Source organism: Buttiauxella sp. JUb87 (assembly GCF_004361975.1).
Lineage (GTDB): Bacteria > Pseudomonadota > Gammaproteobacteria > Enterobacterales > Enterobacteriaceae > Buttiauxella > Buttiauxella ferragutiae.
Genome location: NZ_SNVY01000008.1, coordinates 38459 through 61631, shown reverse-complemented (window position 1 = coordinate 61631; position 23173 = coordinate 38459). Strand labels below are relative to the sequence as shown.

At 49.1% G+C, this 23173-nt stretch carries 22 protein-coding genes and 1 tRNA gene; 9 read left to right on the top strand and 14 right to left on the bottom strand.

The features are described from left to right. Positions 1-21: 21 nt before the first annotated feature. From EC843_RS20195 to EC843_RS20185, 3 genes are all read left to right on the top strand, one after another. Positions 22-597 (top strand): transcriptional regulator, encoded by a 576-nt coding sequence (locus EC843_RS20195; protein WP_133522954.1) that lies wholly within the window; start codon positions 22-24, stop codon positions 595-597. A gap of 68 nt (positions 598-665) precedes the next feature. Next, positions 666-2654 (top strand): DUF1176 domain-containing protein, encoded by a 1989-nt coding sequence (locus EC843_RS20190; RefSeq protein WP_133522953.1) that lies wholly within the window; start codon positions 666-668, stop codon positions 2652-2654. 115 nt (positions 2655-2769) lie between these two features. Continuing rightward, a tRNA-Phe gene (locus EC843_RS20185) sits at positions 2770-2845 on the top strand. Positions 2846-3000: 155 nt separating this feature from the next. On the opposite strand, the gene yahO is transcribed toward EC843_RS20185, so the two are convergent. From yahO to EC843_RS20155, 6 genes are all read right to left on the bottom strand, one after another. Continuing rightward, positions 3001-3270 carry a DUF1471 family periplasmic protein YahO gene (gene yahO / locus EC843_RS20180; protein WP_133522952.1) on the bottom strand — a complete coding sequence of 90 codons (270 nt, stop codon included), beginning with the start codon at positions 3268-3270 and terminating at the stop codon, positions 3001-3003. A gap of 386 nt (positions 3271-3656) precedes the next feature. Next, positions 3657-4115, bottom strand: coding sequence for a GNAT family N-acetyltransferase (locus EC843_RS20175; RefSeq protein ID WP_133522951.1), 459 nt, complete (start codon positions 4113-4115; stop codon positions 3657-3659). A gap of 84 nt (positions 4116-4199) precedes the next feature. Next, a complete protein-coding gene (locus tag EC843_RS20170; RefSeq protein ID WP_133522950.1) occupies positions 4200-5321 on the bottom strand; it encodes a DUF4056 domain-containing protein in 1122 nt (373 codons plus the stop codon). Next, positions 5321-6454, bottom strand: a complete 1134-nt coding sequence (locus EC843_RS20165) for a BamA/TamA family outer membrane protein (RefSeq protein WP_133522949.1) — start codon at positions 6452-6454, stop codon at positions 5321-5323. The genes EC843_RS20170 and EC843_RS20165 overlap by 1 nt, the downstream gene beginning before the upstream one ends. Then, complete coding sequence (locus EC843_RS20160; protein WP_064540919.1) at positions 6454-7431, bottom strand: hypothetical protein; 978 nt, start codon at positions 7429-7431, stop codon at positions 6454-6456. Before EC843_RS20160 ends, EC843_RS20165 begins: the two co-directional genes overlap by 1 nt. A 47-nt stretch (positions 7432-7478) precedes the next feature. Beyond that, entirely contained in the window at positions 7479-8630 is a 1152-nt protein-coding gene (locus EC843_RS20155; RefSeq protein WP_243739171.1) for a BamA/TamA family outer membrane protein, read from the bottom strand. Positions 8631-8932: 302 nt separating this feature from the next. Here EC843_RS20155 and EC843_RS20150 point away from each other — a divergent pair, with 302 nt between their 5' ends. Then, positions 8933-10027 (top strand): membrane-associated sensor domain-containing protein, encoded by a 1095-nt coding sequence (locus tag EC843_RS20150; RefSeq protein WP_133522948.1) that lies wholly within the window; start codon positions 8933-8935, stop codon positions 10025-10027. Positions 10028-10113: 86 nt separating this feature from the next. Here the strand turns inward: EC843_RS20150 and cspA are convergent, their stop codons facing one another. The 4 genes from cspA to EC843_RS20130 form a co-directional block, all read right to left on the bottom strand. Next, positions 10114-10326: an RNA chaperone/antiterminator CspA gene (gene cspA / locus EC843_RS20145; protein ID WP_064540929.1), complete on the bottom strand. Its 213-nt coding sequence runs from the start codon at positions 10324-10326 to the stop codon at positions 10114-10116. A gap of 285 nt (positions 10327-10611) precedes the next feature. Next, positions 10612-11448: a ThiF family adenylyltransferase gene (locus EC843_RS20140; RefSeq protein ID WP_133522947.1), complete on the bottom strand. Its 837-nt coding sequence runs from the start codon at positions 11446-11448 to the stop codon at positions 10612-10614. Between the two features lie 2 nt (positions 11449-11450). Next, a complete protein-coding gene (locus EC843_RS20135) occupies positions 11451-12767 on the bottom strand; it encodes an MFS transporter (RefSeq protein ID WP_121814481.1) in 1317 nt (438 codons plus the stop codon). 67 nt (positions 12768-12834) lie between these two features. Next, positions 12835-14709, bottom strand: a complete 1875-nt coding sequence (locus EC843_RS20130; RefSeq protein WP_133522946.1) for a sugar phosphate isomerase/epimerase and 4-hydroxyphenylpyruvate domain-containing protein — start codon at positions 14707-14709, stop codon at positions 12835-12837. A gap of 193 nt (positions 14710-14902) precedes the next feature. Here EC843_RS20130 and yghU point away from each other — a divergent pair, with 193 nt between their 5' ends. Together yghU and EC843_RS20120 are read left to right on the top strand one after the other, a co-directional pair. Continuing rightward, positions 14903-15769 (top strand): glutathione-dependent disulfide-bond oxidoreductase, encoded by an 867-nt coding sequence (gene yghU, locus EC843_RS20125; protein WP_064540941.1) that lies wholly within the window; start codon positions 14903-14905, stop codon positions 15767-15769. Between the two features lie 136 nt (positions 15770-15905). Then, positions 15906-16301 (top strand): hypothetical protein, encoded by a 396-nt coding sequence (locus EC843_RS20120; RefSeq protein ID WP_064540944.1) that lies wholly within the window; start codon positions 15906-15908, stop codon positions 16299-16301. A 430-nt stretch (positions 16302-16731) separates the two neighbouring features. On the opposite strand, the gene EC843_RS20115 is transcribed toward EC843_RS20120, so the two are convergent. The 4 genes from EC843_RS20115 to EC843_RS20100 all read right to left on the bottom strand — a co-directional run bounded on the left by EC843_RS20115 (position 16732) and on the right by EC843_RS20100 (position 20411). Further along, positions 16732-17133, bottom strand: a complete 402-nt coding sequence (locus EC843_RS20115; protein WP_064540951.1) for a Spy/CpxP family protein refolding chaperone — start codon at positions 17131-17133, stop codon at positions 16732-16734. A gap of 755 nt (positions 17134-17888) precedes the next feature. Further along, positions 17889-18431 (bottom strand): YfaZ family outer membrane protein, encoded by a 543-nt coding sequence (locus EC843_RS20110; protein ID WP_064540956.1) that lies wholly within the window; start codon positions 18429-18431, stop codon positions 17889-17891. A 111-nt stretch (positions 18432-18542) separates the two neighbouring features. Further along, complete coding sequence (gene ompA / locus EC843_RS20105) at positions 18543-19598, bottom strand: porin OmpA (RefSeq protein ID WP_064540958.1); 1056 nt, start codon at positions 19596-19598, stop codon at positions 18543-18545. Positions 19599-19781: 183 nt separating this feature from the next. Next, positions 19782-20411, bottom strand: a complete 630-nt coding sequence (locus EC843_RS20100) for a winged helix-turn-helix transcriptional regulator (RefSeq protein ID WP_064540960.1) — start codon at positions 20409-20411, stop codon at positions 19782-19784. 323 nt (positions 20412-20734) lie between these two features. Here EC843_RS20100 and EC843_RS20095 point away from each other — a divergent pair, with 323 nt between their 5' ends. From EC843_RS20095 to EC843_RS20085, 3 genes are read left to right on the top strand one after another with little or no spacing between them, the layout of a single operon-like run. Next, complete coding sequence (locus tag EC843_RS20095) at positions 20735-21055, top strand: DUF3302 domain-containing protein (protein ID WP_064540963.1); 321 nt, start codon at positions 20735-20737, stop codon at positions 21053-21055. A 24-nt stretch (positions 21056-21079) separates the two neighbouring features. After that, a complete protein-coding gene (locus EC843_RS20090) occupies positions 21080-22219 on the top strand; it encodes an HlyD family secretion protein (RefSeq protein WP_064540966.1) in 1140 nt (379 codons plus the stop codon). Between the two features lie 26 nt (positions 22220-22245). Continuing rightward, positions 22246-23157 (top strand): DMT family transporter, encoded by a 912-nt coding sequence (locus tag EC843_RS20085; RefSeq protein ID WP_064540969.1) that lies wholly within the window; start codon positions 22246-22248, stop codon positions 23155-23157. Positions 23158-23173 lie beyond the last annotated feature (16 nt).

Sequence of the window (23173 nt, the reverse complement as noted above, 5' to 3'; positions counted from 1 at the left end):
GACGGAGGGGAGGAAAATACCGTGCAACGCGAAACAGTATTAGAGCATGCCCTGGGCGTTCTTGAACGTGAGGGGATTGCCAGCACCACACTTGAGATGGTCGCCAATGAAGCAGACTATCCGATAAAAGAAATCAGTAAATTCTGGCCTGACAGTGAAGCGTTGCTCTATGACGCGCTGCGTTATTTGAGCCAGCAAGTTGACGTCTGGCGACGCCAGCTCACGCTTAACGATGAGCTGTCGCTTGAACAAAAGTTGTTGAAGCGCTACGAAGCGTTGACTGAATGTGTCAATAAACAGCGCTATCCAGGCTGCCTGTTTATCGCGGCCTGCACCTTCTATCCAGACGCCTCACACCCGATTCACCAGTTAGCGGATCAGCAGAAAAAAGCGGCCTGGGAATTCAGCCATCAACTGCTTACGCAGCTGGAAGTGGATGACCCAACGATGGTAGCTCATCAAATGGAGCTGGTGCTGGAAGGTTGCCTGAGCCGTTTACTGGTGAAACGCAGCCAGGCAGACATCGAAACCGCTCGCCGTCTTGCTGAAGATATTCTGCGCTTTGCGCAATGCCGACAAGGTGGAGCGTTGACCTGATTTAGATATCCTAATCGTCCACTAAACGCATATAATTTCGGCAACATTCACATGTTAAAGGGAATTATATGCGTCATCTGATCTGGCTGGCCTGCGCTGGCCTGTTTTCAACTCAGCTTTTTGCCGCACCGTTAACCGGATTATCTTTCCAACATAAAGACTGGCAAGTTTCCTGCGACAATACCGGCACCTGTCGGGCGGCAGGATACAGCCGCGATTTGGTAAGCGTCTTATTAACGCGGGTTGCCGGTCGCGAAACCAGCGCAAAAGTTGAAGTCACCTTCGCACAACCCACGGCATCATCCGCCACGCTTTTTATAGATGGTGAACAGAAAGGCGAGTTAACCCCTCTTTCAGACGGAAGTTTTTCCATCCAATTTACCGCCCGAGACGCGTTTTTGACCGCGTTGAGCCAGGACAACACCATAGAATTCGAATCTGGCGGAAAGCGTATCCCGCTCTCATCAGCAGGTTCCAATGCCGTGTTGCTGAAGATGGATGAATTCCAAAAAACCACCAATACTTCCAATGCCATGCTTCATCCCGGCAATGAAAATACCGACAATGTATTACTGGCTAAACCTGCCCCGCTTATCATCAGCCAACCCGTTATCCCGGATCCAGACGCAGTACCTTTGACTACCACGCAATTACAAAAAATAGCGCCTCAGCTAAAACTCACCCCTGAGATGCAATGCCGTGAAATTGCGGATGAACAAACGCGAACGTATTACCGCATTCCTGTCGATAAGAATCATGCACTGATTAAAACCGAATGCTTTGATAGTTCCCGCTTTGCCTTGTGGCTGACCGACAATACCCTTACCGCTCGCCCAGAATTGATCACCCACGATGCCAGTAAATATGAAAATGGCGAAATAGCCCGGCTCAGTGGCCCAATACAAATATGGGTCTGGAACGGTAAGCAGTTTCTTCTGCGGGATCAATACCGTAGCAGTGGCCACAACGGCGCCTGGACTCTACCTACGTTCGTCAGCAGAGTACGTACCCAACACGACGTAGATACCGACAAAGCCGCGTTACAGAAGCTTTACCAGGCGGTGACCGACCTGAAAAAAACCGATCCTGAATTAACCCTCACTAAACTTGCCAATCAATTCACATTAACCGGCGAAGTCACCAAATTTGAACTTTCCACTGTTGAAGATGCTACACCGTCAAAAACCAAACCCTCAGCAGAGATAAGTGACGACGAATGGCAGGCATTTTTACGCAGCCCCGTCATGGTGGAGTCGGAAGATGGCAGTATTAGCTACACGCTGCTTGATATGGATGGCGATGGCAAACGAGATCTCATTATCAACAGCTACGTGGGCGGTACGGGATTATATAGTTACACCGGAGTTTTAAAGCGCGGTGAGAATTCGTTCTACAACCCTCGAGCTGACCGTTCAAGTCACGACGGTTTTGGCCCCTTTTTCTCAGAAAACGGGCGCGGAGCGAACCAGTGGAGCGAATGGGTGCGCATCAACGGCCAGGTTTACGCTCTCTGGTTCAACGGGCAGTTTGGTGAAGACAATCTTTACTTGTTGCGCCCGTTTAGCGTTGATGACAAAACCCCTGCTGTCACCATCCGCTATCGCTACACACTGGATACCATCGGCTCATCCGAAGAAAATCAACCGAAGACACCTGCGCTAAGTGACAAAGACAAGGCCAGATTATTAAAGTCGCTTGATACCATGCAGGACCATCTTCTGAAGGATATGGCTGCTGACCAGAAAGTCTCGCCAATTTGCCCTATTCCACCCGGCACATCAGCGAAAGAAGCGGAAAGTTACCACCGGGGTGTCCCCCTGCACTACGCTTTTGAGAGCGTCGCCTACATCCCAGTCTGGCTGAATGAAAAATGCTATATCGGCACCGTAGCCAGCCATCACGGTAGCTACAATAAAGGCGTCGATGCTGAGATCGCGATCAGTTCCCCAAGAGAAGGTGAAGAGAGCGTTAACGGATATTATATTTCAGGTTTACGCCATGTCACTTCAGTGAAAAGCGGCTGGAAGGCACGAGCAGGCGACAACGGCGTGCTGTGATTTTAAGCAAAAAAATGCCCAAAAAGCAGAGTTTGCCGCAAAGTTAAGCAACCGAACGGTAAAATGTGAAATTTGGTTGACGGGGTATGCAGATTACGGTTTAATGCGCCCCGTTGCCCGGATAGCTCAGTCGGTAGAGCAGGGGATTGAAAATCCCCGTGTCCTTGGTTCGATTCCGAGTCCGGGCACCACATTTAGAAGAACCCGCCTATGGCGGGTTTTTTGCTTTCTGTGGATTAACCACTGCAAGCGCTGTTCAAAAACCTTGCCAACGTTTTTATCCGATCCCATGACACTACAAAAAAAAACAGCATCAACCATAAACGGCTGATGCTGTGCTGAAACGTTATTTCTTCTTATAGACCACTGCATTTCCATGTATTTTATTATTGGTATTCCCTGATGTCAGCACATAAATATCACCGCCTTTCTCATCAGCCTTTTTTGACAACTCAGCTTTCGCATCAGCAGTACTGGTTTCACCCGAAGTAGAGATATTTCCAACTTCGACATACTGATCTTTCACCTTCTCAAAATTTTTTTGCGACATCATTTCTGCAGCAAATGAACTGAACGTGAATGTACAAGCAACCATGCCTAAAATGATTCTTTTCATCTTTATTTCCTTTTGAGTATGTCACTGATAGTCATGAGTAAAAATAATAAAAACAACCAAATTTCTATAAACACATATAGTTTGCATGGATAACTTTATCATGATTCATCACTCACAAGATTGATACATCATTATCGTTTAATGATTATGGGATCTCCGTCATAGCCAGTGAAGATTAGGAAGTTTCATGATTATTTGCCTATTTAAAGAATAGCGATGCCACACCCCCGCTAATCAGGCGCCAATACGTAATATGTACGGTGGATATAAAAGAGGAATTGATTAACAGATGAATTATTTTATAAGGAGTAAATAACTGAGGGTAAATGCTGTGCGGAATTATCCTGCCAGTCTTTCCATCACCGGCAGGCTCAGGGTGCATCCACTCACAACACCAATGTCATAAAGCGGCTATTCGGGTCGAGCTGGTAATCGGCAAAGGGTTGGCAATCGACAAAGCCATGCTTGAGATAGAGTTGGTAGCAGGCGGCAAATCCTGGCTGGGTGCCCGTTTCTAAGCTGATACGTTGCAAACCCCTTTCGCGCGCGATTTGCAAAATATGCACTAAAAACTGATTCGCCACGCCACGGCGCAAAAACTCAGTCGCAGTGCGCATTGATTTCAGCTCACCGTGGCTGCCATCGAGCATTTTCAACGCGCCAATGCCGGCTAGTTGCTCCCCTTCCCACGCCGACCAGAATGTCACGGCGGGGTCACGGAGTTTTTGCACATCCAAAGCATGGCTGCTTTCCGGTGGTGATTGTTCCAGCATGCCAGAAATATGGAAGGCCACTAATGTCTGTACCGCATGATGGGACAAATCGTCGATTTTAATGGTGAACATGTTTAACCTTCAAAATGTTACTAACATATTTGCAACATCAAAGCGGACTCGCTGACGTTCGTCCAATAACGATTACTTATGACCTCATTTCTTCATCTGCTGGAGCTGTATCTGGTCAGCGAATTTAGCCTGTTCAGCCAGCTCCGGGAATTGCGAGGGGACATAAAAGGTTTCCGGCGCTTTCAGGCCACGCATATCGCTCCCGGTATGAATTTGCAGTTCCCCAAGCTCGCTCAGCGTAGCGCCCGCGACGGTGACAGGCATCACCAGGCGATAAGGTTCCGCCCTTTCAAACGGGACTGGAGTTGGATAGCGGTTCTCACTCAAATCGTAATTACGGTTAAGCACCAAAAACTTATCCGGCACCCGGCGTTTGCTGTTCCACCAACTGCCGTCCACTTCACGAAACTCTCTTTCTGTCTCTGCTTTGGAGACGGCTCCCAACTGCACCAGCGCCTTGTGCAACGCTTTGTCTATTGCGGAGTCGTAGGAGTCAATCGACCCCGCCTGGCCATGCAGAATCACGTTAATCGCAAGCCTTGCCCCCAATAGATTGGAGTAGAGATCTTCGGGTGAGAACGCAGATATCTCCTCAGGAAACCCCGGCACAGACTCGAAGCCGTACCACTGGGCAATCTCATGCCATTGCGCGAGCTGAAATGCGAGATGCCCCGCAAGCCACGCAGCAATCGTGTAGCGTTCCGACATCGAGGCCGGTGGAGTAAACGCATGCAGTTGAATGCGCCTGACCCCCAACTCTTCACTGTAGAATAGCCGCCAGTCCTGGCCGAGACGCGAATAAATCTGCGTGAAAAGATAGAAGGTGTTATCGGCGGTATCACGGACGTGGGCGATATCGATAAAACCGCCGTGACGGGTATAAATCAGGCCGCTTTTCTCCTCGCTCAGACCGACGATATTTTTGACTGCCCCTAGTGCACTGTCGTTATAACGATGATTGCCAAGCGTCGCGAGCGTCAGAATATTACCAATCTGGTAGACCGGAATTGGCACACCCACGGCGCGCACTTGCAGGTCATAACCAAACGCACAGCAAGGCCGCAAAGATTCTGGGGCGGTAAGCTCCTGAGCAACAGGCCACACGCGCCGCGCCTGTTCGATGGGTAGAAAATCTGTTGATGCTGCGGCAGCACTTGCGCTCACGCAGGCGGCACCGAGCAACAGAGTAAAAATCCAGGCGCGCATTAAAATGCCTCCGCAACTTGAAAATAAAAACCGGTACTTTCTTTGCCAAATCCCAGATCGAGACGGATATTCATGTCTGGCTTAACTTCAAAGCGATAACCCGCGCCAATAGTGGGCAACAGCGGGTTATCTGACAAATTATGCGGGCTGTCACCCAACGCCCCTGCACCGACCCATAAAACATAGCCGTGTCGCCAGTTGAGTTTTTTGCGGTATTCCACTTGTGTGCTGACCACGTCTTTATCGCGATAGCGCCCCTGATAGTAACCGCGCATCCGGTTGTCGTCCCCCGCCTGAGATAAACGATCCCACGGCACATCACCACGGGTGAAGCGCCCCCAAAGATCGAACGCCAGAACATCCTGATCGCTAAGCGGAAGATAATAATTGTATTGCAGTTGCAGAGCGGTGAAGTGCGTGTCCGAGCCGAATGCTGGATCAAAAACGCTGTATTCAGCACTGAAAAACTGACCGTGTTGTGGACGAGTGATCACATCGCGCGAATCGTAATTAATGGTCGCCGTCACGCCGGAACTCAGCGTGCTGCCACCCGCGTTGTAACTCGAAAAGTTATCGCCTGGATGCGGATCATCAATGTTGTCGGCTTTGTAGTTCGAAAAATCCCAACCCACGCCGGCATACAAGTTATCCAGCACCTGACGCATGATCTGGGGATGGAGGCTGAACGACTGCTGGGTGTATTTCTGCTCGTTACCTTGCGCCGCATCGTAGCCAATCCCCCAAAATCCAGTGGGAATTTTTGCCAGCGATCCGTCGATAAACAACCGCCACTCGTCACCGGTGAAAAACGTGTAGTTTTTCATGCCCAGCCCCAGCGCCCCGCTGGTGCTGACAAACCCGGTTAACGATAGCGACGAGTTTTGCGTCACACGGTCATGAGGATCAACGCGGTAAACACCCGCCACCGCCGTCCCGAGGCCAAGCTTCAACTCCGGGGTATAAAACGGCCCTGGCAGCACGCTCCAGTTAATGCCCTTGCTTGGGTCGTATTGATTATCCGCCCCCAACTTACCCAGAAAACCGTCAATCTCTTCGCGCGTCATGGCTTCAGTGGCGGTCGGTATCAACATCAGGCTTAACAACCCCAAAAATAGCGCGCTGCTTGTGTTCATCAGAATCGGTATTCACCTGCCAGGAAGAAGCTATTACGCTCATTAAAACCAATTTCTGTCAGCACATTAAAGTTTTGCGTGATTTCATATTGCGCACCGATCAGCGTGTTCCACGGCGAGGTGAGATGCTGCTTAACATCGAAACGCCCCTGGTTATCCTGGTTCACCGCGCTTATCAGCGGCTGAAGCGAAGCTGGCATATGCAGGTCAGAGAGATTCCCCTTAAACTCCTGCTGCACGTCCTGGTACATCGCCCCAACCCAGATGCTCAAGTGCGACGGCCCGGAAATTTGTGGCATATCAAAACGATAACCAACGCGTGGTGAAACCGTCAGCGCCGAAATTTTACCATCCAGAATATCGAAATCGGTACGCGTGTAGTTGGTGTCCACCAGCGTAAACCAGTTTTTATAGCCACCCGCCAGCGTAAAACCCGTTCCGTAGGTCATGCCTTCGAAATCGAGCGTGAAATCAATATTCTGCAAGTCACCGCTTTGATTCAGGCGATGAACCGAAGCAGCAATAAGGCGATCAATCCCGGTATACAGCGACGGATCCGCATCAACCGAAACGTTGGAAACCGATGAACCTTTGGTGTACCCCACCAGCCCGTAAATATTCAGAAACGGGAATACCCACATATCCATGCGCAGGTTTTCACTGTTACTGCGCTCGCGCGTGTGGCCGACATCGATATTAAACATGTCGCTGGGAATAGCATGCTGGCCCAGTTTAAGGCCGGAGAAAGTAATGCTGTCTACATCCACATTCTGGCGGATGTTCATGTAACTGAGATTCACGCCAAACGGCAGCGGGATGGAATATCCGCGCGCTCGGGCTTCATCTCCCCAGATAGGAAATGTGCTGCTATCACTGGTCGTGGTGTCCGTGGATGCGCCAAAGGCTGCACCTGATAAAAACAGCAGCGGAAGCGCAAATACCCGGCACTGCTGTATACCTTTTAATTTTGTTTTCATTGCGTTCTCTTTAAATTTTACTTGGTCAGTCAGGCGGCAAAATCCTTCTACAGCCCCGCCCCCACATTGAAATAGACCGCTTGTTCGTTGTCGCTAAACGCCACATCAATCCCAGTATGCAGACCAAATTCGCGGGCGATGAGATAACGGAACCCACCGCCCCAGGCCACTTCCGCGGTATGGAAAAGATCGTCAGCATCGTTGCTGGCACTGCCTGCACCGACAAAACCCTGCAATACCCAGCGCGGCGTCATCTGCCATTCGAGTTGCGTTTGCACGATCCCGACATAATCCCCTTGATAGCGATATTGCGAGATGCCTCGCAATTTGATGTATGGCCGCGCCATAGGTGGCAAATGGCTGTCATGGTTCGAAAGCGATTGATAATTACCCGCCAGCGCGAGGGTAAAATCACGGCTTAGCGGTTGGAAATATTTGCCATCAAGCGTCAGCATGTCGTATCGGTAATCGCCACCGAGAAAGCTGGAGTAAAACTGGTATTCGCCGGTAACCGACAAGCCATTGCGTGGATAAAAGAAGTTATCCGTCGTGTCATATTCCATCAGCAAGCCAACACCGGAAGTGGTGCTTTGCTCGCCAAGAACACGTTGAAAGGTACGGTCAATAAGCTTGTTATCGGCCGATATTTCCATATTTGCATAGAATTGCGAACCACCAACGAAAAACGGAGTATCTGCAACGCGGAACAGTAATTTTTGCATACCTCCGTACCCTCTTGTTTGGGTACTAATGCCTTTTCCGTTGTCAAAACCTGCGATATCGCCTGAATAAATATCAATATTTACATTGGCATAGCCGAGGGCAACCAGATAACGAATGCCGTCATTGTTCCAGGTGTGGCGATGCCCACCGCCGACAAACCAGGTGCCGTTTTGTGTCGCTCCACCACCGAATGCTGACATCGCTGGCGGGATGGATCGCCCGTCCGGACGGGTATGCCCAGGCTGACCGTCAGCAGAGTCGTGCAGGAAAAGGCCAAATAACCCACCGCCATAACCGACTGCCGGTTCGGTGATCACCACCGGAATCGGCAGAAACCCGTAGCGGTTATCACGCAAGTACTCGCTCATATCGAGCATACCGTCGGTTGGGTCAATTAACCCTGCGGCGTGGGCGTCCGTGGGCTGCCACAACCCGAGCGAGAGCACCACCGCCAGCGAATACGTGGATTTATTCATAGCAGTTTATCCGGCTGCACGGCGGGTGCCGCAAGCAGGAGGTATACAACGTTGTCCATGCCAGAAGAAACAGCAGCGCCCTGGTCATAACCATCACCTGGTAAAGAGAGAAATTTGTTTTATTTTTCAATTACACGAGAAACCGCACTCTCGCCTAATAACTGATTTGAGCATAGACCAGCATCAAGCATATTCAAGATAAGTGGTGCGAAGTTAAGGGCCTGGAAGCCGCGGATTTCAAGGGTGGCACCGCACTGGAGAGCACGGTATCATTTATTAAACTTATGAAATAAGGCTTATCAATGGATATTAACCACAGCACGGGCGAAAGTGTCATCACCAGCACCAAAGGCTACATGTGGTTTTTATCACTGAATATTATCTTCTGCGCCTGGTTGCTGTTGCGCGGTATTCATCGCAGCGATCTCGATACCCTGCCGCTTCCGTTGCAAATACTTTGCGGTTGTATCATCGCGTTAGCCGCAATAAACCTGATGATTACGCTAAAAATAAAGAAGAATATTAACGACGGTTTTTACCACTACGCCCTGCCCTTTGTGGTGCTGACCTTTGGTTTGTTGTGGTCCGTTTTGTTGTATAACTTCACCCAGTTTTACCAAAACCCGCTTGTCACACTGATGATGGCCGTATCATTGTTATTACCCGCAACCATCACCTTCTTTATTTCTGGCCGCTTATTGTTACTGTTCTCTGCCCCGTTAGTTTTGTGTTTGCTGTATGTCGAATTCTTCTTTCAGCGTAAATTCAGCATCGCACAATTCGTCGGTGCGTTGATCATGCTGCTAGTTATCTATTCTGCACGCTACATTTTGCTGGAGTGGTATCAGCGCGTGCAGCGCAGCGAATATGAAAAAAATATCCTGATCAAAAAACTGGTTCAGCAAGCGCACTACGATGCCTTAACCGGTTTGTATAACCGTCTGAGCCTGGCGCGTTACTTTGAAGAGCACGTCAGCACGCTCGCGCAGAGCAAGAAAAAGCTGTTTATGATAGTGCTGGATATTGATTTCTTTAAACAATACAACGATATATATGGGCATGTGGCTGGCGATAAATGCCTGATCAATGTGTCACGCTGCATCGAACAATCCCTGCGCAAAGAGACTGACAGCGCCTTCCGTTTTGGCGGCGAGGAGTTTGTGGTATTAACTGTCTGCAACGATATTTCCCAGGCGAAAAACATCAGCCAGCGAATCCAGCAGAATATTGCCCATGCCCATATACTGCATAAAGGTTCTGGCGTTTCGGCGGTACTGACTGTCAGCCAGGGAATTGCGCAATGGCGCGAAGGAATGGCACTGGAAATGTTAGTTGAACAAGCCGACCAGCAGCTTTACAAGGCGAAGAAAAACGGCAGGAATCGTGTCTGTTACTAGAAATGAGTTAACGAATAAAACGCCAGAAACGAAAAAACCCGCCGAAGCGGGTTTTTAAATTCTTTAGAGCTTAGTTAACGCTAACCTTACAGGCTAGTTACGTTACCAGCTGCTGGGCCTTTAGCGCCGTTCTCGATGGTGAAGGAAACTTTCTGGCCTTCATCAAGAGATTTGTAACCTTCGTTCTGGATTGCAGAGAAGTGAACGAACAGGTCTTTAGAACCGTCGTCTGGAGTGATGAAGCCGAAACCTTTATCAGCGTTGAACCATTTTACCAGACCAGTCATTTTGTTAGACATGTGTATTACCTTTTGGATTAAGTGTGCCTTACGGCGATTTGGTATGCTTTACAGATTTTATGAAGCGGTAGAAGAGCACACGACAAAGGGTATCCAGGGATGACTCTTGAAGGACTGCTTTACTAAGTTGCTTTAAAGGTCTGTACGTCAAACCGATGGGGCGTATTAACTCATGCTTAGGCGATGAATGACAAGGATTATTTTAGCCGTCCACAGCTCTGGAGCTAAAACACCCCTGTTTTAGCGCTTCGCTTAACAGGGGCACAATGTGAAGCTAATCCATTGTTAATAATCTATTTTCGCCACTCTGCGCAGCGCTTGAGGCGTGACTTCTGGCAGGCCAAAAAATTCCATATAAGCCGGAATCATCTCAAACAACATATCGGTACCAGGTTGAATCTGGCAGTCTCTTTGCATTGCGGCACTCAAAAATGGGGTGATTTCACTTTTCATCACCACTTCGCCAACAAAACTCCCCGGTGTTATCGCATCCACGTCGATGGGCAATTCATCACCTGGATTCATGCCCAGCGGTGTTGCGTTGACGACGATGGAAAACGCCTGCGGGTTGCGCAACCCCGTTAGTACCGTGAGCGCCGGATAATGCCGACGCAGACGAGACGCCAGTTCTTCACTGCTTGCCTGGCGGGTATCAAACAACGCCAGCTTATCAACGCCCGCCGCCGCCAGCGACGCCGCGATAGCCGAACCGACGCCACCACTGCCCACCACCAACGCGCTGGCGCCTTTAACCTGAATCCCTTTGCGCAACACACCGCGCACAAAACCGTCGCCATCAAACATATCGCCGCGCAGGCTGCCATCTGGTTCGCGACGAATAGCATTACAGGCTCCGGCGATTTGTGCCGTCGGACTCAGGCTGTGGACTAACTCGCAGGTCGAGACTTTGTGCGGCATCGTCACCAGCGCCCCAACAATATTGGTCAGGCTGAATAAAGAAGGAATCAGTTGCGCATAATCACCAGGCTTTACCCCCATCGGCACCACTTTGATATCAATGCCTTGTTCTTCAAACCACGGGTTGTAAATCATCGGCGCTTTGAAGGTGGTAGTTGGGTAGCCCAAATGGGCGATTAAACGGGTGTTGCCACTAATTTCCATGATTAATCCGCCAGCTCAATACGTTTGATATCGCCAAGAATAAAGACATAGGCAAACACGCCCAGCAGTGCCGCTCCGCCGATATACACCAACGCGTAGAAGAAGTTACCGGTAGCTGCAACGATAAAACCAACGATTAACGGCGTGATAATCGACGCAAGGTTTGAGCAAAAGTTAAATAAGCCACCCGTCAGCCCCGCAAGGTTCTTCGGTGCCATATCAGAAATCAGCGTCCAGCCAAGTCCCACCATGCCTTGCCCGAAGAACGCCACCGACATCACCGTAATCACCAGCGCGTCAGTCGGCATCCAGTTCGCCGAAATAATCAGGCTCGCCATCAGCAGGCCAGCAATAATCGGCAGTTTGCGGGCCATGTTCACCGAACCGGTGCGTTTCAGAATTTGGTCAGAAACCCAGCCACCAAACATCACGCCTACTGCCGCAGCGAGGAACGGCATAATCGCGAAGAAGCCCACTTTCAGCCACGGCATATGGCGCTCGGTAGCAAGATAAGTCGGGAACCAGGTCAGGAAAAACACTAAGGTGGTATTCCCGGCAAACTGGCCAATCCCCGCGCCAAGGATCTGGCGGCATTTCACCAGCCTTGCGACGTTCGCCCAGCTAAAATTCATCTTCGGCTCAGGTTCAGCCTCTTTGTCATCATGGCCGATGTATTCCAGTTCAAGCGAGTTAGCGGTTTTTGACTCATGCGGCTCGTGATAAAAACGCCACCACACCAGCACAAACAAAATGCCGACCACGCCCACCGTAATAAACAGCGCACGCCAGCCGAAGGTTTCCATAATAAAGAACAACAGCGGAGCAAACGCGGCCAGACCGATATATTCACCAACGGTATACACCGCCGTAGCGCGGGCGCGTTCATGCTGCGGGAACCATTTGCCGACCACCCGGCTGTTGACCGGGAAACACGGCGCTTCACTGATCCCAAGGCCTAAGCGGCAGAGCAACAGCGTTTTCAGCCCGACCGTCAAACCGTGGAATAAAGTAAATGCCGACCAGAAGAACAGTGCCAGCGCGTAAGTGACTTTGTTGCCGAAGCGATCAAGGAAGATGCCGCCGGGGATCTGCATGGCCGCATAAGTCCAGGCAAACGCCGAGAAGACAATCCCCATGGTGGCCGCACCGATGCCGAGATCGGCACTCAGTTGCGGTGCCGCAATACCCAGAACGGTGCGGTCCAGGTAGTTAATCATGGTCCCGATAGCCAAAAGGGTCAGAATCACCATTCGGGTACGGGTTCGTTTTACAACACCAGTTTTCTGGGCGGCGATGTCGCCCTGGCCATAACTCGCCATGGTTGCTTCCTCTATTATTTTATAGGTTACAGGTGTTTTATTGAACCTTAAGGTTCATTTATTGTTATCAATCGAATGACTGCATCTGCATTGCCGCCAGGCGAACAGCCGCGTTAGTGGCACCATATTGTTGATAATCCCCGCGCCGCTCAACCAATTCAAAGAAGAAACGATCCGGGCGGAACGGTGGCGTATAGGCGTGCAAAAATTCCTGCTGGCGTGTATCACGCTCGTAAAGAATATCGAGGCGCTCAAGTCCTTGTAATAACGCGTTGTTTGCGCCGTAACGCGCCAGTAAATCGTCATAATAGTTGGCCGGGATCGTCAGCAATTTCAGCCCTTGCGATTGCAGGCTTTCCACTGTCACCGGTAAATCATCGCAGGAAAATGCCGCATGTTGCAGGCCGGTTCCCTGATAACTCGCCACTGAACGGGCGATTTGCGTATCGAGGCTGTGCGACATATTCAGCGGCAGGCGAATCGAATGACACGGGCTGTGCATCACCTGGCTTCTGACCAGGCCATACGGGTCCGGTACGCTAAGCTCGTTATCCAGCTCGAAACCAAATACCGCACGGAAGAACATAATCCAGTTATCGCGGCTACCTTCCACCAGGCCTAATGCCAGATGATCAATGCCGCGCAATACGCCAGTATTCACTGAATCAGACAGCGTGAAATCGGTCTGATAAATATCGTTTTCGCCCTGCTCTGGCGCTTCTATTAAATAAATCAGGCTACCGTCTGGCGCGCAAATCGCTGCCAGTGCACGCTCGTCCGGGCCGTGTTCTTCGTGCCAGATCGGGTAACCATAATCTTGTGCGCGTTGCAGCACATTCGCCGCCCCTTTCACCCGCCACGCCATGGCACACAACGACACGCCGTGGCGACGATGAAACTCGTCCGCCCAACTGTGCGCCTGATGGTTGATAATCACGTTCACCCCACCGTTGCGCCACAGCGAAACATCTTTTGAACGATGGGTCCCGGTCTGCGCGAAACCTAGCGGTTGCAGAGCTTCGCCAAGTGCTGTGGCATCTTGCGCGTCAGTGGCGAACTCTAAAAATTCAATCCCCTGGTAGCTGGCTTGCGGCGCGCTATGGAACAGTGGTGCATCACTTTGCGGGTTGCCATTCCAGGTTTGTTCTTCCAGCCATAGCAGCGAACGATAGCCATCCTTCGCCGTTGGCGCGTTCGGCGTGGCGCGGAAGTTGTCATTGAAAATCTCCAGCGACCACGGGCCGCGGTAGCCTTTTTCGGTCAGCAAACGGGTAAATTCCACCACCGGCAATTCACCCTGCCCTGGGAAGCAGCGGAAATGACGGCTCCACTCCAGCACATCCATTTTCATCAGCGGGGCGTCGGCCAGTTGCAGGAAGGTGATTTTATCAAGCGGAATATCGTCGAGATTAATCAACTGGTCGCCGAGCGACAGCACATGGAAACTGTCCAGTACCAGCCCCAACGCTGGGCTGTTGACCTGTTTTACCCGCTCCCACGCCTGGCGGTAACGGTTTACATGGGTGCCCCACGCCAATGCTTCGTAGCCGACGATAATTTCATTTTGTTGTGCAAGTTCAGCAAGATGCGCTAAATCGCTGACTTGTAGATCAAGGCTCGGCGAGCAATCTGGAGCCACATTGCTGCACAGCAACATGGTGTTGCAGCCCAGCTCGTGCATCAGAGCAAATTTACGCCGCGCACGTTCCAGGTTGCTGGCAAACTGTGGGCGAGAGGCTCCTTCAAAATCGCGGAACGGCTGAAACAGCGTGATAGTCAGCCCCAAATCTGCGGCCATTTTGCGCACATCCGCAGGTGAACCGGGGTAGTAAAGCAGGTCATTTTCAAAGATTTCGACGCCGTCAAAACCAGCAGCCGATATTGCGGCCAGTTTTTCAGGCAACGTGCCAGAGATAGATACGGTTGCAATTGAACGCTGCATGATGGCTCCTGGTCGCTCGGGGTAATTGGGCTAATGTTGTATCATTTGGTTCATATTGCAAATTTATAGTTAATTTATTGTTACCCCAGATCACACCTACGGAAGTAAAAAAAAATAGCGGGCGATTACCGAACAAAACAAAGTGGAGTTACACTTTTCAGTCACTCCCTGGCAACCCAAAGGCAGACACAACATGTCAGATAATCAATATCAGCCACCGAAAGTATGGACGTGGAATAAAAGCGACAGCGGCACCTTTGCAAACATCAATCGCCCGATTGCCGGCCCAACACACGAACGCACTCTGCCCATCGGCAAGCATCCATTGCAGCTCTATTCTCTTGGCACACCGAACGGGCAGAAGATCACTATTCTGCTGGAAGAACTGCTGGCGGCAGGTGTCAGCGCGGCCGAATACGACGCACATTTGATTCGCATCGGTGAAGGGGATCAGTTCTCCAGCGGCTTTGTGGATGTGAACCCGAACTCGAAAATCCCGGCGCTAATGGACCATTCGGTCACCCCGCCGATTCGCGTGTTTGAGTCCGGCTCAATCTTGCTGTATCTGGCGGAGAAGTTCGGTCTTTTCCTGCCAAAAGAGCTGGCGGCACGCACCGAAACCCTGAACTGGCTGTTCTGGCTGCAAGGTTCCGCTCCGTATCTTGGCGGTGGATTCGGCCACTTCTATCATTACGCGCCAGTGAAAATTGAGTACGCCATCAACCGCTTTGCCATGGAAACCAAGCGCCAGTTAGATGTGTTGGACCGCCAACTGGCGACACATCGTTTCATTGCGGGCGATGAGTATACGATTGCGGATATTGCGATATGGCCGTGGTACGGTAGCCTGGCAAAAGGTGGGTTATATGAGTCTGCTGAATTCCTCGACATCAGCTCATACAAAAACTTTGTCCGTTGGGCCGATGAAGTGGCGAATCGCCCGGCAGTGAAACGTGGGCGTATTGTGAACCGCACGTTCGGAGAGCCGTCGCAGCAGCTGCATGAACGCCACGACGCCTCTGACTTTGATTTGCGTACTGAAGACAAACTGGTTAAATAACATCCAGATGGCAGGTTGCAACGGTGGCCTGCCTTTTTTATCGTTCAAATTTAAACAAACTTAATATAGTTTCCGGATAACCGTGCAGGTAAGTTGCCGTCTGAGTTAAATAGTAAGCAACCTGCAAGGAAATATCGTGTTCAAGAAATCCCTGTTTTTATTCGCTTTCGTTTTAGCCGGTTGTGCTCAACCAGGCGATGATAAGGTTGAAGCGTTAAATACTCTCGACTTCCACGCCACCCCGTCACCTTCCGCCCCGGCGAATAGTAACCCTGCGGAATTAGAAAGCCTGCACAAAACCAATCAGCAAGCTATCGCTAGCCTGACGGCTGAAATTAAATCGGCACGAGTGGATGAGCTGAAAAGTGGTGATGTATTTGATAATCGGGATGGCATTGATAACGTGTTTCAGGCGCTGACACGGCTCGAGGAGTTTGGTGAGCTGAACAATATCTATCTGAAAGATAATAATAAGAATGGCTTAGTACAAATTGGTAAGGTATTAAAACCGCTTACCGAGAAAGACTCCTGAGAACATACCTGGTCTGACATTTCTGTCATTAATGGTGGATGACGCTTACGCTTATCCACCCTACAAAATCCCAATCCGGCATTTCTGCATTAATGGTGGATGACGCTTACGCCTATCCACCCTACAAAATCCCAATCTGGCATTTCTGCATTAATGGTGGATGACGCTTACGCTTATCCACCCTACAAAATCCCAATCTGGCATTTCTGCGTTAATGGTGGATGACGCTTACGCTTATCCACCCTACAAAATCCCAATCCGGCATTTCTGCATTAATGGTGGATGACGCTTACGCTTATCCACCCTACAAAATCCCAATCTGGCATTTCTGCATTAATGGTGGATGACGCTTACGCTTATCCACCCTACAAAATCCTAATCTGGCGTAGGTCGGATAAGCGCTAGCGTCATCCGACATATTCAACGTCAATCAGTAGAGTTGTTTCTCAATCAGCATCTGCTGCAACTGCTGCTTTTGTTCAGTGGTCAGCACGCGGCTAACATTAAACAGATATTTCGCACGCTGGTAACGTACCTGGCCTTGAATATCGCCAATCGCGGTCAGCTGTTTCTTCGCCGCAGTGTCATCCCACACGCCGGTATGGAACATATCAACAATCGCATCCTGAGTTAAAGCATCAGTATTAATCTTACTGATCTCTTTTTGTGCATCTTCGCGCAGTGCCTTCACCGTCTTCATTTGTTCTGGTGTCAGCTTTAATTGCTGTGCCAGGTTATCCTGCGGCAGTGTTTCGGTTGAGTTGGATGCAGAAGCCACACCAGAAAAAGCCAGAACGGTTGCCATCATGGCAATTTTAAACATATTCTTCATTCGATACCCTTAAGAACAATAAGCATTAATACAAATAGTACAGTTCTATTATTAACGCAGCTCGAAGGACATTGAAAACCATTACTCGTTTATTTTTAAATAAATAAATTAACCATATTTTAACAAAAATAATTACAATAGTGCAGATATGTAACCTGGAGCTCACCATGCTCGAAATGGAGTTTTCCACCCTTTATGTTTTCATTTTATTACAATGAATAATAATTAAAAGAACCGGAATCAAAACCTGGATTTCACTCTTAACCCCACTCCCGATAATTAATCTTTTCGCTTATTTATATATATAGCAACCGTGCGCTAGCCAAATGAAAAAGCAAAACAGTGAACATTTATTTTACGTCATTCACCTGTAACAAAAACCTCTTTAACCTCCTCACGTTAGCAGAAAATCACATAGCAAAAAGCCACACTATGTTGCCATAGTGTGGCCTCGTACTGCTTACTATTTGATGGTTGCTTACATAGCCCACATCCCTATGAGCTGAAACCAGCATAAGGTTAATGCACCACGTATTCAAAATTCTTTTTATTTAAAAATAAATTTTAATATTTAGATAAAAAAATACCCGCCGGACAGGCGGGTATATTGTATTGGCACAGCAAGATGCACAAACAATATTAAAGGATCGAATCACTCGAATTGACGATATCAATGAGGCTTGATGTATCAACGTGATAATTGTAGTGTGTGACCATTTCGCCAGCAAACTAATTTCCGTACAAAAATAAACTTATCAGAAACTAAAATTAACCCCAGCGTAAGCGCCATCGGCTAAGATATTATCGCTGCGGCCATCTTTCCCTTCCATGCCAACATAACGGTACCCGCCATCAACGGAAAACGTGGAGTTAACATTCCAGCGAAGACCCGCGTTCGCTTCGCCATACTGTGCTACGCCACTTGAGAGCGAATCAGGTGAAAAATAAGCATCGCCAAACAGAGTAAAATTTTCGCCCAGTGGCAGCTGCGCACCACCCCCTACTGCCACGGCATAACCTTCGTCGTTATCATCCGGGTTCAGATACAGCGTTTTACCGCCGAGGGTAATCAGCACCGAACCCAACGGGATATTCCAGCCCAGTCCCAGGCTCGCAACATCACCGTCATTATCGTTATGTGCCCAGTTACCACTAAAGGTAAAACCAGGCTCATTGGCGCCAAAACTCATACCCAGGTTGGTCCATTTAGAACCCGCCTCTCCATGAAATGAAACCGCACTTGCCGAACCTGCGCTTAGTGTTGCAACGATCAGACAAGCCATTTTTAAATTTTTCATCGCGTTCCTCTTTATTCTTCAGGGTTTCCGGACCAAAAAAAAAGCCCGATAGGCACTAAGGCATCGGGCAAAACGGACGTTACTGCTATTTTTGTAATTGCATGTTGGGACTTATTGCTGTGGCGCTACACCGGCAATTTCGATAACAACGCGGCGATCTGGTGCCAGGCAGTTAATCAGTTCTTGACGCGCAGTGACTGCATCACAGGTTGTTCCAGTTACTGGCTCACTTGCACCACGGCCTTCTGCCTGGACGTTCTGAGCTGGCATACCTAAACGAACCAGTTCGTTAGCAACGGCTTGCGCACGTTTTGCAGACAGGTTCAGGTTGTAATCTTGTGAACCCAGACGGTCAGTAAAGCCAATCACCATAGTGGATTTGTCTTTAGCTGCCTGAATTTCTGGACGGTTGTAGAGGTCACGTACCGCTGCTTCACCTTCAGCAGAAAGCACTGCTGAGTTGAAGGCAAACATCACGTCTGATTTCAGGTTGAAACGCTGTGGTTCTACTGGCGCTTCTACTGGAGCAGGTGCTGCTGCAACTGGAGCGGCTTCGTTGGCACCAAAGCGGTAAACCACACCGGCAGTCACAGTGCTGACATCAGAACTCACGCCAATTTGGTTGGAGTTACCCACGTTGCCAACCCATTGGTATTCCACGCGGCCAGCCCAGTTGTCATTGAACTCATATTCAGTACCGACAGCGGCCAGTGGGCGCACGCCAGTATCAAACTTAGAATCGCCATTTTGCTCAGCTTCAGCACGGTATGCAAATGCACCGGCACGGCCATAGATATCCCAGTTATCAGTGAAACCGTAGCTAGCTTTCATAGAAAGCTGCAAGCCCTGAGAACCCATTTTGGCACCGGCTACGCCGTTGTTGCCTTGGATCTGCATATTGCCGAGATAGTCGTAGCCGCCTTCAACAGCCAACCACGGATTAATTTGATAACCTGCGAATACGCCACCGCCAACATTGTCGCTGCTGGTTTCAAAGTCGGTCGCGTTGCTTACGTTATCATTGAAATCATTGTCACCATTGCCATCGAAATAATGTGACCAACCTAATTTAGCACCGCCATACCAGGTATCGGTATCGGCTGCGGCATTGGCGTTCGTTACTGCGAAGGCGTTGAGTGCGATTAACGCAATAAGAGTCTTTTTCATCATAATCCTTGAAGTCGCTGCTGGGAGATTGCTCAATGGTATTAATATTTAAGCGACGGATGATATTCATATTCCTTGCAAGAAGGAATTTGAACTTCATTTAATTTTAAATGAAAAAGAACTAGGTTAAATCATTGCATAACACACCCACAAAACCAATATCACAACAATAATTAGCGTGCTTTAGAATTTCTCAGGCAAATTGATGACTTCCAGTAAATAACCTCCACGGCGAATGTCAATGTAACCGCCATTCTTTAAAGCAAACATGACATTCAGAATACTGCTACGTGATAAGTGCGTTCTTTCCTGAATGTAATCAAGAATTGAAGTTCTTAATCGAGATTCTTCCGGCAAGCGGCTCATCTCAATAAGATGACCACGAATAATGGAATAAGTGCGTTGCTGCACGACGACAGAATCGCGGTAGCAGAGGTAGGTGGTGTAGTAAGCAAGAATAATAGCCACATCTTTCCAAAGGTCTTGCTGACTTATTATTTCATGTGCCTGGCTGGCATCCATACGTAGCATGGTGCAATCGGTTTCTGCACGCAGAATATGGCTACGTAAAGGCTGGATACTCTCCGCAATACCGAACAAATTCTGCCCGGAGAGCGTAGCAATAACTAAACCATCCGTTGCGCGCAGCACAGAAATTTCGCCTTTCTTGAAGACGTAGAACTGCGGGACATCTTTATATTCCCAGTTAATCCGCTTACGAGGAATGATCTCCATGGGGGTTCCATAGGGCTCAAGGGCGGTCAGCAGGCGCTGGATGGCGGCTTCGGGTCGTGTGGGAGGAGGTATAATCATTTTTTTTCCTGAGATGACTCACTATACATGCAGGTTCCTTGAAGTATATACCACGCCAAAGATCTAGCGGGGGAGCGCTACTCTGAAGTGTTTGCTGCTTACATACAACCATGTATTGAAAAACTAAAACACCTTTTTGCACATTTTTTACAACTATTTCTATGATGAAAAGAAGTGTAATTTCTTATTTTTCCTCTTGCACATTATTGTGGTTTTGTGCAATTAAAAAATCGCCAAAAATTTAAATTTAAACAAATTAAAAGTGGTGCCGCGCACACCTTCTCATTAGTGTCTCCGGACATTTAATCACGGGGCACCAAACTATGATCCTGGACTACCTTGCCTTAGGCGCTCTTATATTTGTGGGACTGACGCTTTTCTATGGCGTTATTGTTGTGCACGATATTCCTTATGAAATCGCGGTGCATCGCAATCATCCACATCAAGATGCTATTCATGCTGCAGGTTGGGTGAGTTTATTCACACTGCACGCAATCTGGCCGTTTTTGTGGATCTGGGCGATGCTATATCGCGAAGATCGTGGTTGGGGATTTGCGACTAAAAACCATGAGTTAGAGGCGTTACGTGAACGTCTGGCTCAACTGGAAGCTCAGCACAAAAATAATACAGCAAACCACCAGTAACCGAATTATTGAGCAGGATTCATTGTGGATTTATTACTTATTCTTACATATACCGCAATTTGTGTCGGTATATTTAAATTCTTCAAAATTCCATTAAATAAATGGAGCGTTCCTACTGCAGTTTTGGGTGGGATTATTCTTATTGGCTCCCTGCTGTTATTAATGAATTACAACCATCCTTACACTGAACGTGCTCAGATGGTTACCGTGACAGTACCTATTATCCCTGAAGTATCGGGTACGGTGGTCGAAGTGACCGCTAAATCTAATGAGATGCTGAAAAAAGGGGATTTCCTGTTCCGTATTGACCCGACCGCCTACCAGGCCAAAGTCGAGTCAATCAAAGGTGAAATCGAAAGCGCAGAAAAGAACGTTGAAATGCTGCAAGCACGCCTGGCTTCCGAAAATGCCGATATTGCCCAGGTAAAAGCACAACGCGATTTAGCCATGAAAGATGCTGACCGTTACCGCAATGGCAGCCAGGACAAAATGAAAAGCCCGTTTACTGACCAGGAAGTGGTTCGCGCACAGCAAACCTATCTGGCAGCGCAGGCGCAATGGCGTTCTTCCCTGTCGAAGCGCGACCAAACAGCGGCAGAACTGAGTGCGCTGGTTAACGGCGAAAACGCGACAGTGTACCGCTTGAAGTCCAACCTCAAAGAAGCAGAATACTTCCTTGAGAAAACCGTTATTCGCGCCCCTAGCGATGGCTACGCAACGCAACTGTTCCTGAAACCAGGCATGTTCGTGCGCCCGATACCGCTGCGCCCAGTGATGGTGTTCGTCCCTGACCAGAAAACCAGCGTTTATGCCGTTTTCCGCCAAAACTCTGCCCTGCGTTTAACCGCGGGTGATGAAGCCGAGGTCGTGTTCAACGGCCTGCCAGGCAGTGTCGTGAAAGGGAAAGTGAAACAAATCATGCCGGCGATCGCCAACAGTAGTTATCAGGCACAAGGCTACTTACAAGGTTTAAGTCTGGATCCCAAACTCGACGGCATCTATGCAGAAATTGAGCTTAACAACGTCAAAGATGTAGAACGTTTACCGGCCGGTACCATGGGACAAGTTGCCGTGTATTCGGATTATTTCGAACACGTTTCCATTATCCGCAAAATCTTGCTGCGTATGACCAGCTGGATGCACTACCTGTATATCGATCATTAATTTGAGGTGAAAAAAGGAGCCACCCCATGCAGAAAGCCAAAATGTTGACACTTTTCGCCGTCGTTATTCTGACGTGGGGTAGCACCTGGCTGGCGATGAAATTCGCGCTAGTCAGCATGCCACCGATTTTTGCCACCGGCCTGCGCTTTTTAAGCGCAGCGCCACTCCTCTTGTGGCTATTGAAGATCACTCGTTCATCGCTGTTATTCCCACCAGGCCACCGTATTTTCCAGTTCTGTGTGTTCCTGTTCTGTTACTGCCTGCCCTTCACGCTGGTGCTTTACGGTGAGCAGTACGTCGATGCCAGCAGTGCGGCAATTATCTTTGCCGTGTTGCCGGTTGCCGTTCTGCTGATTTCTATCGTAGTGCTCAACGCCCCTGTCAGCCTGTTACAACTCATGGGTTCGATGCTGGCGCTACTCTCACTGTTTTGCTTGCTGCGAGAAGAAGCCAGGATGAGCCTGAGCAACAACTGGAAAGGGTCATTAGCCGTCGTTCTTGCCGTTTTCATCCATGCTTTTATGTACGTTCAATGCAAGAAGCGCAGTTGCCAGGTTTCGCTTTCCACATTTAACGCGCTGCCGTGCCTTGCCGCAGGGTTAATCCTCACGCTGATTGGTGTGATAGTGGAAAAACCGCTGATTGAAAATATTACCTGGCTGTCTTTTGCCTCGATTATTTACCTTGGCATTGTGGCTGGGGTGTTCGGAATTTTGTGTTATTTCTCGCTGCAAAAACGTATATCGACGTTCAGTACCTCGTTGGTATTTATCTGTTTTCCGGTTATTGCCGTGCTACTCGAATGCCTGGTAATGGACAGCGTCTTTTCACCGACATCCTGGATTCTGCTCGCCGCGATGCTTAGCGGTGTCTTTTTCTCTTTAATACCGGTTGAGAAGAGAAAAAGCGTTTCAACCTCACAACAACAGTGGAACTAGCACGATTTTTTCTGCG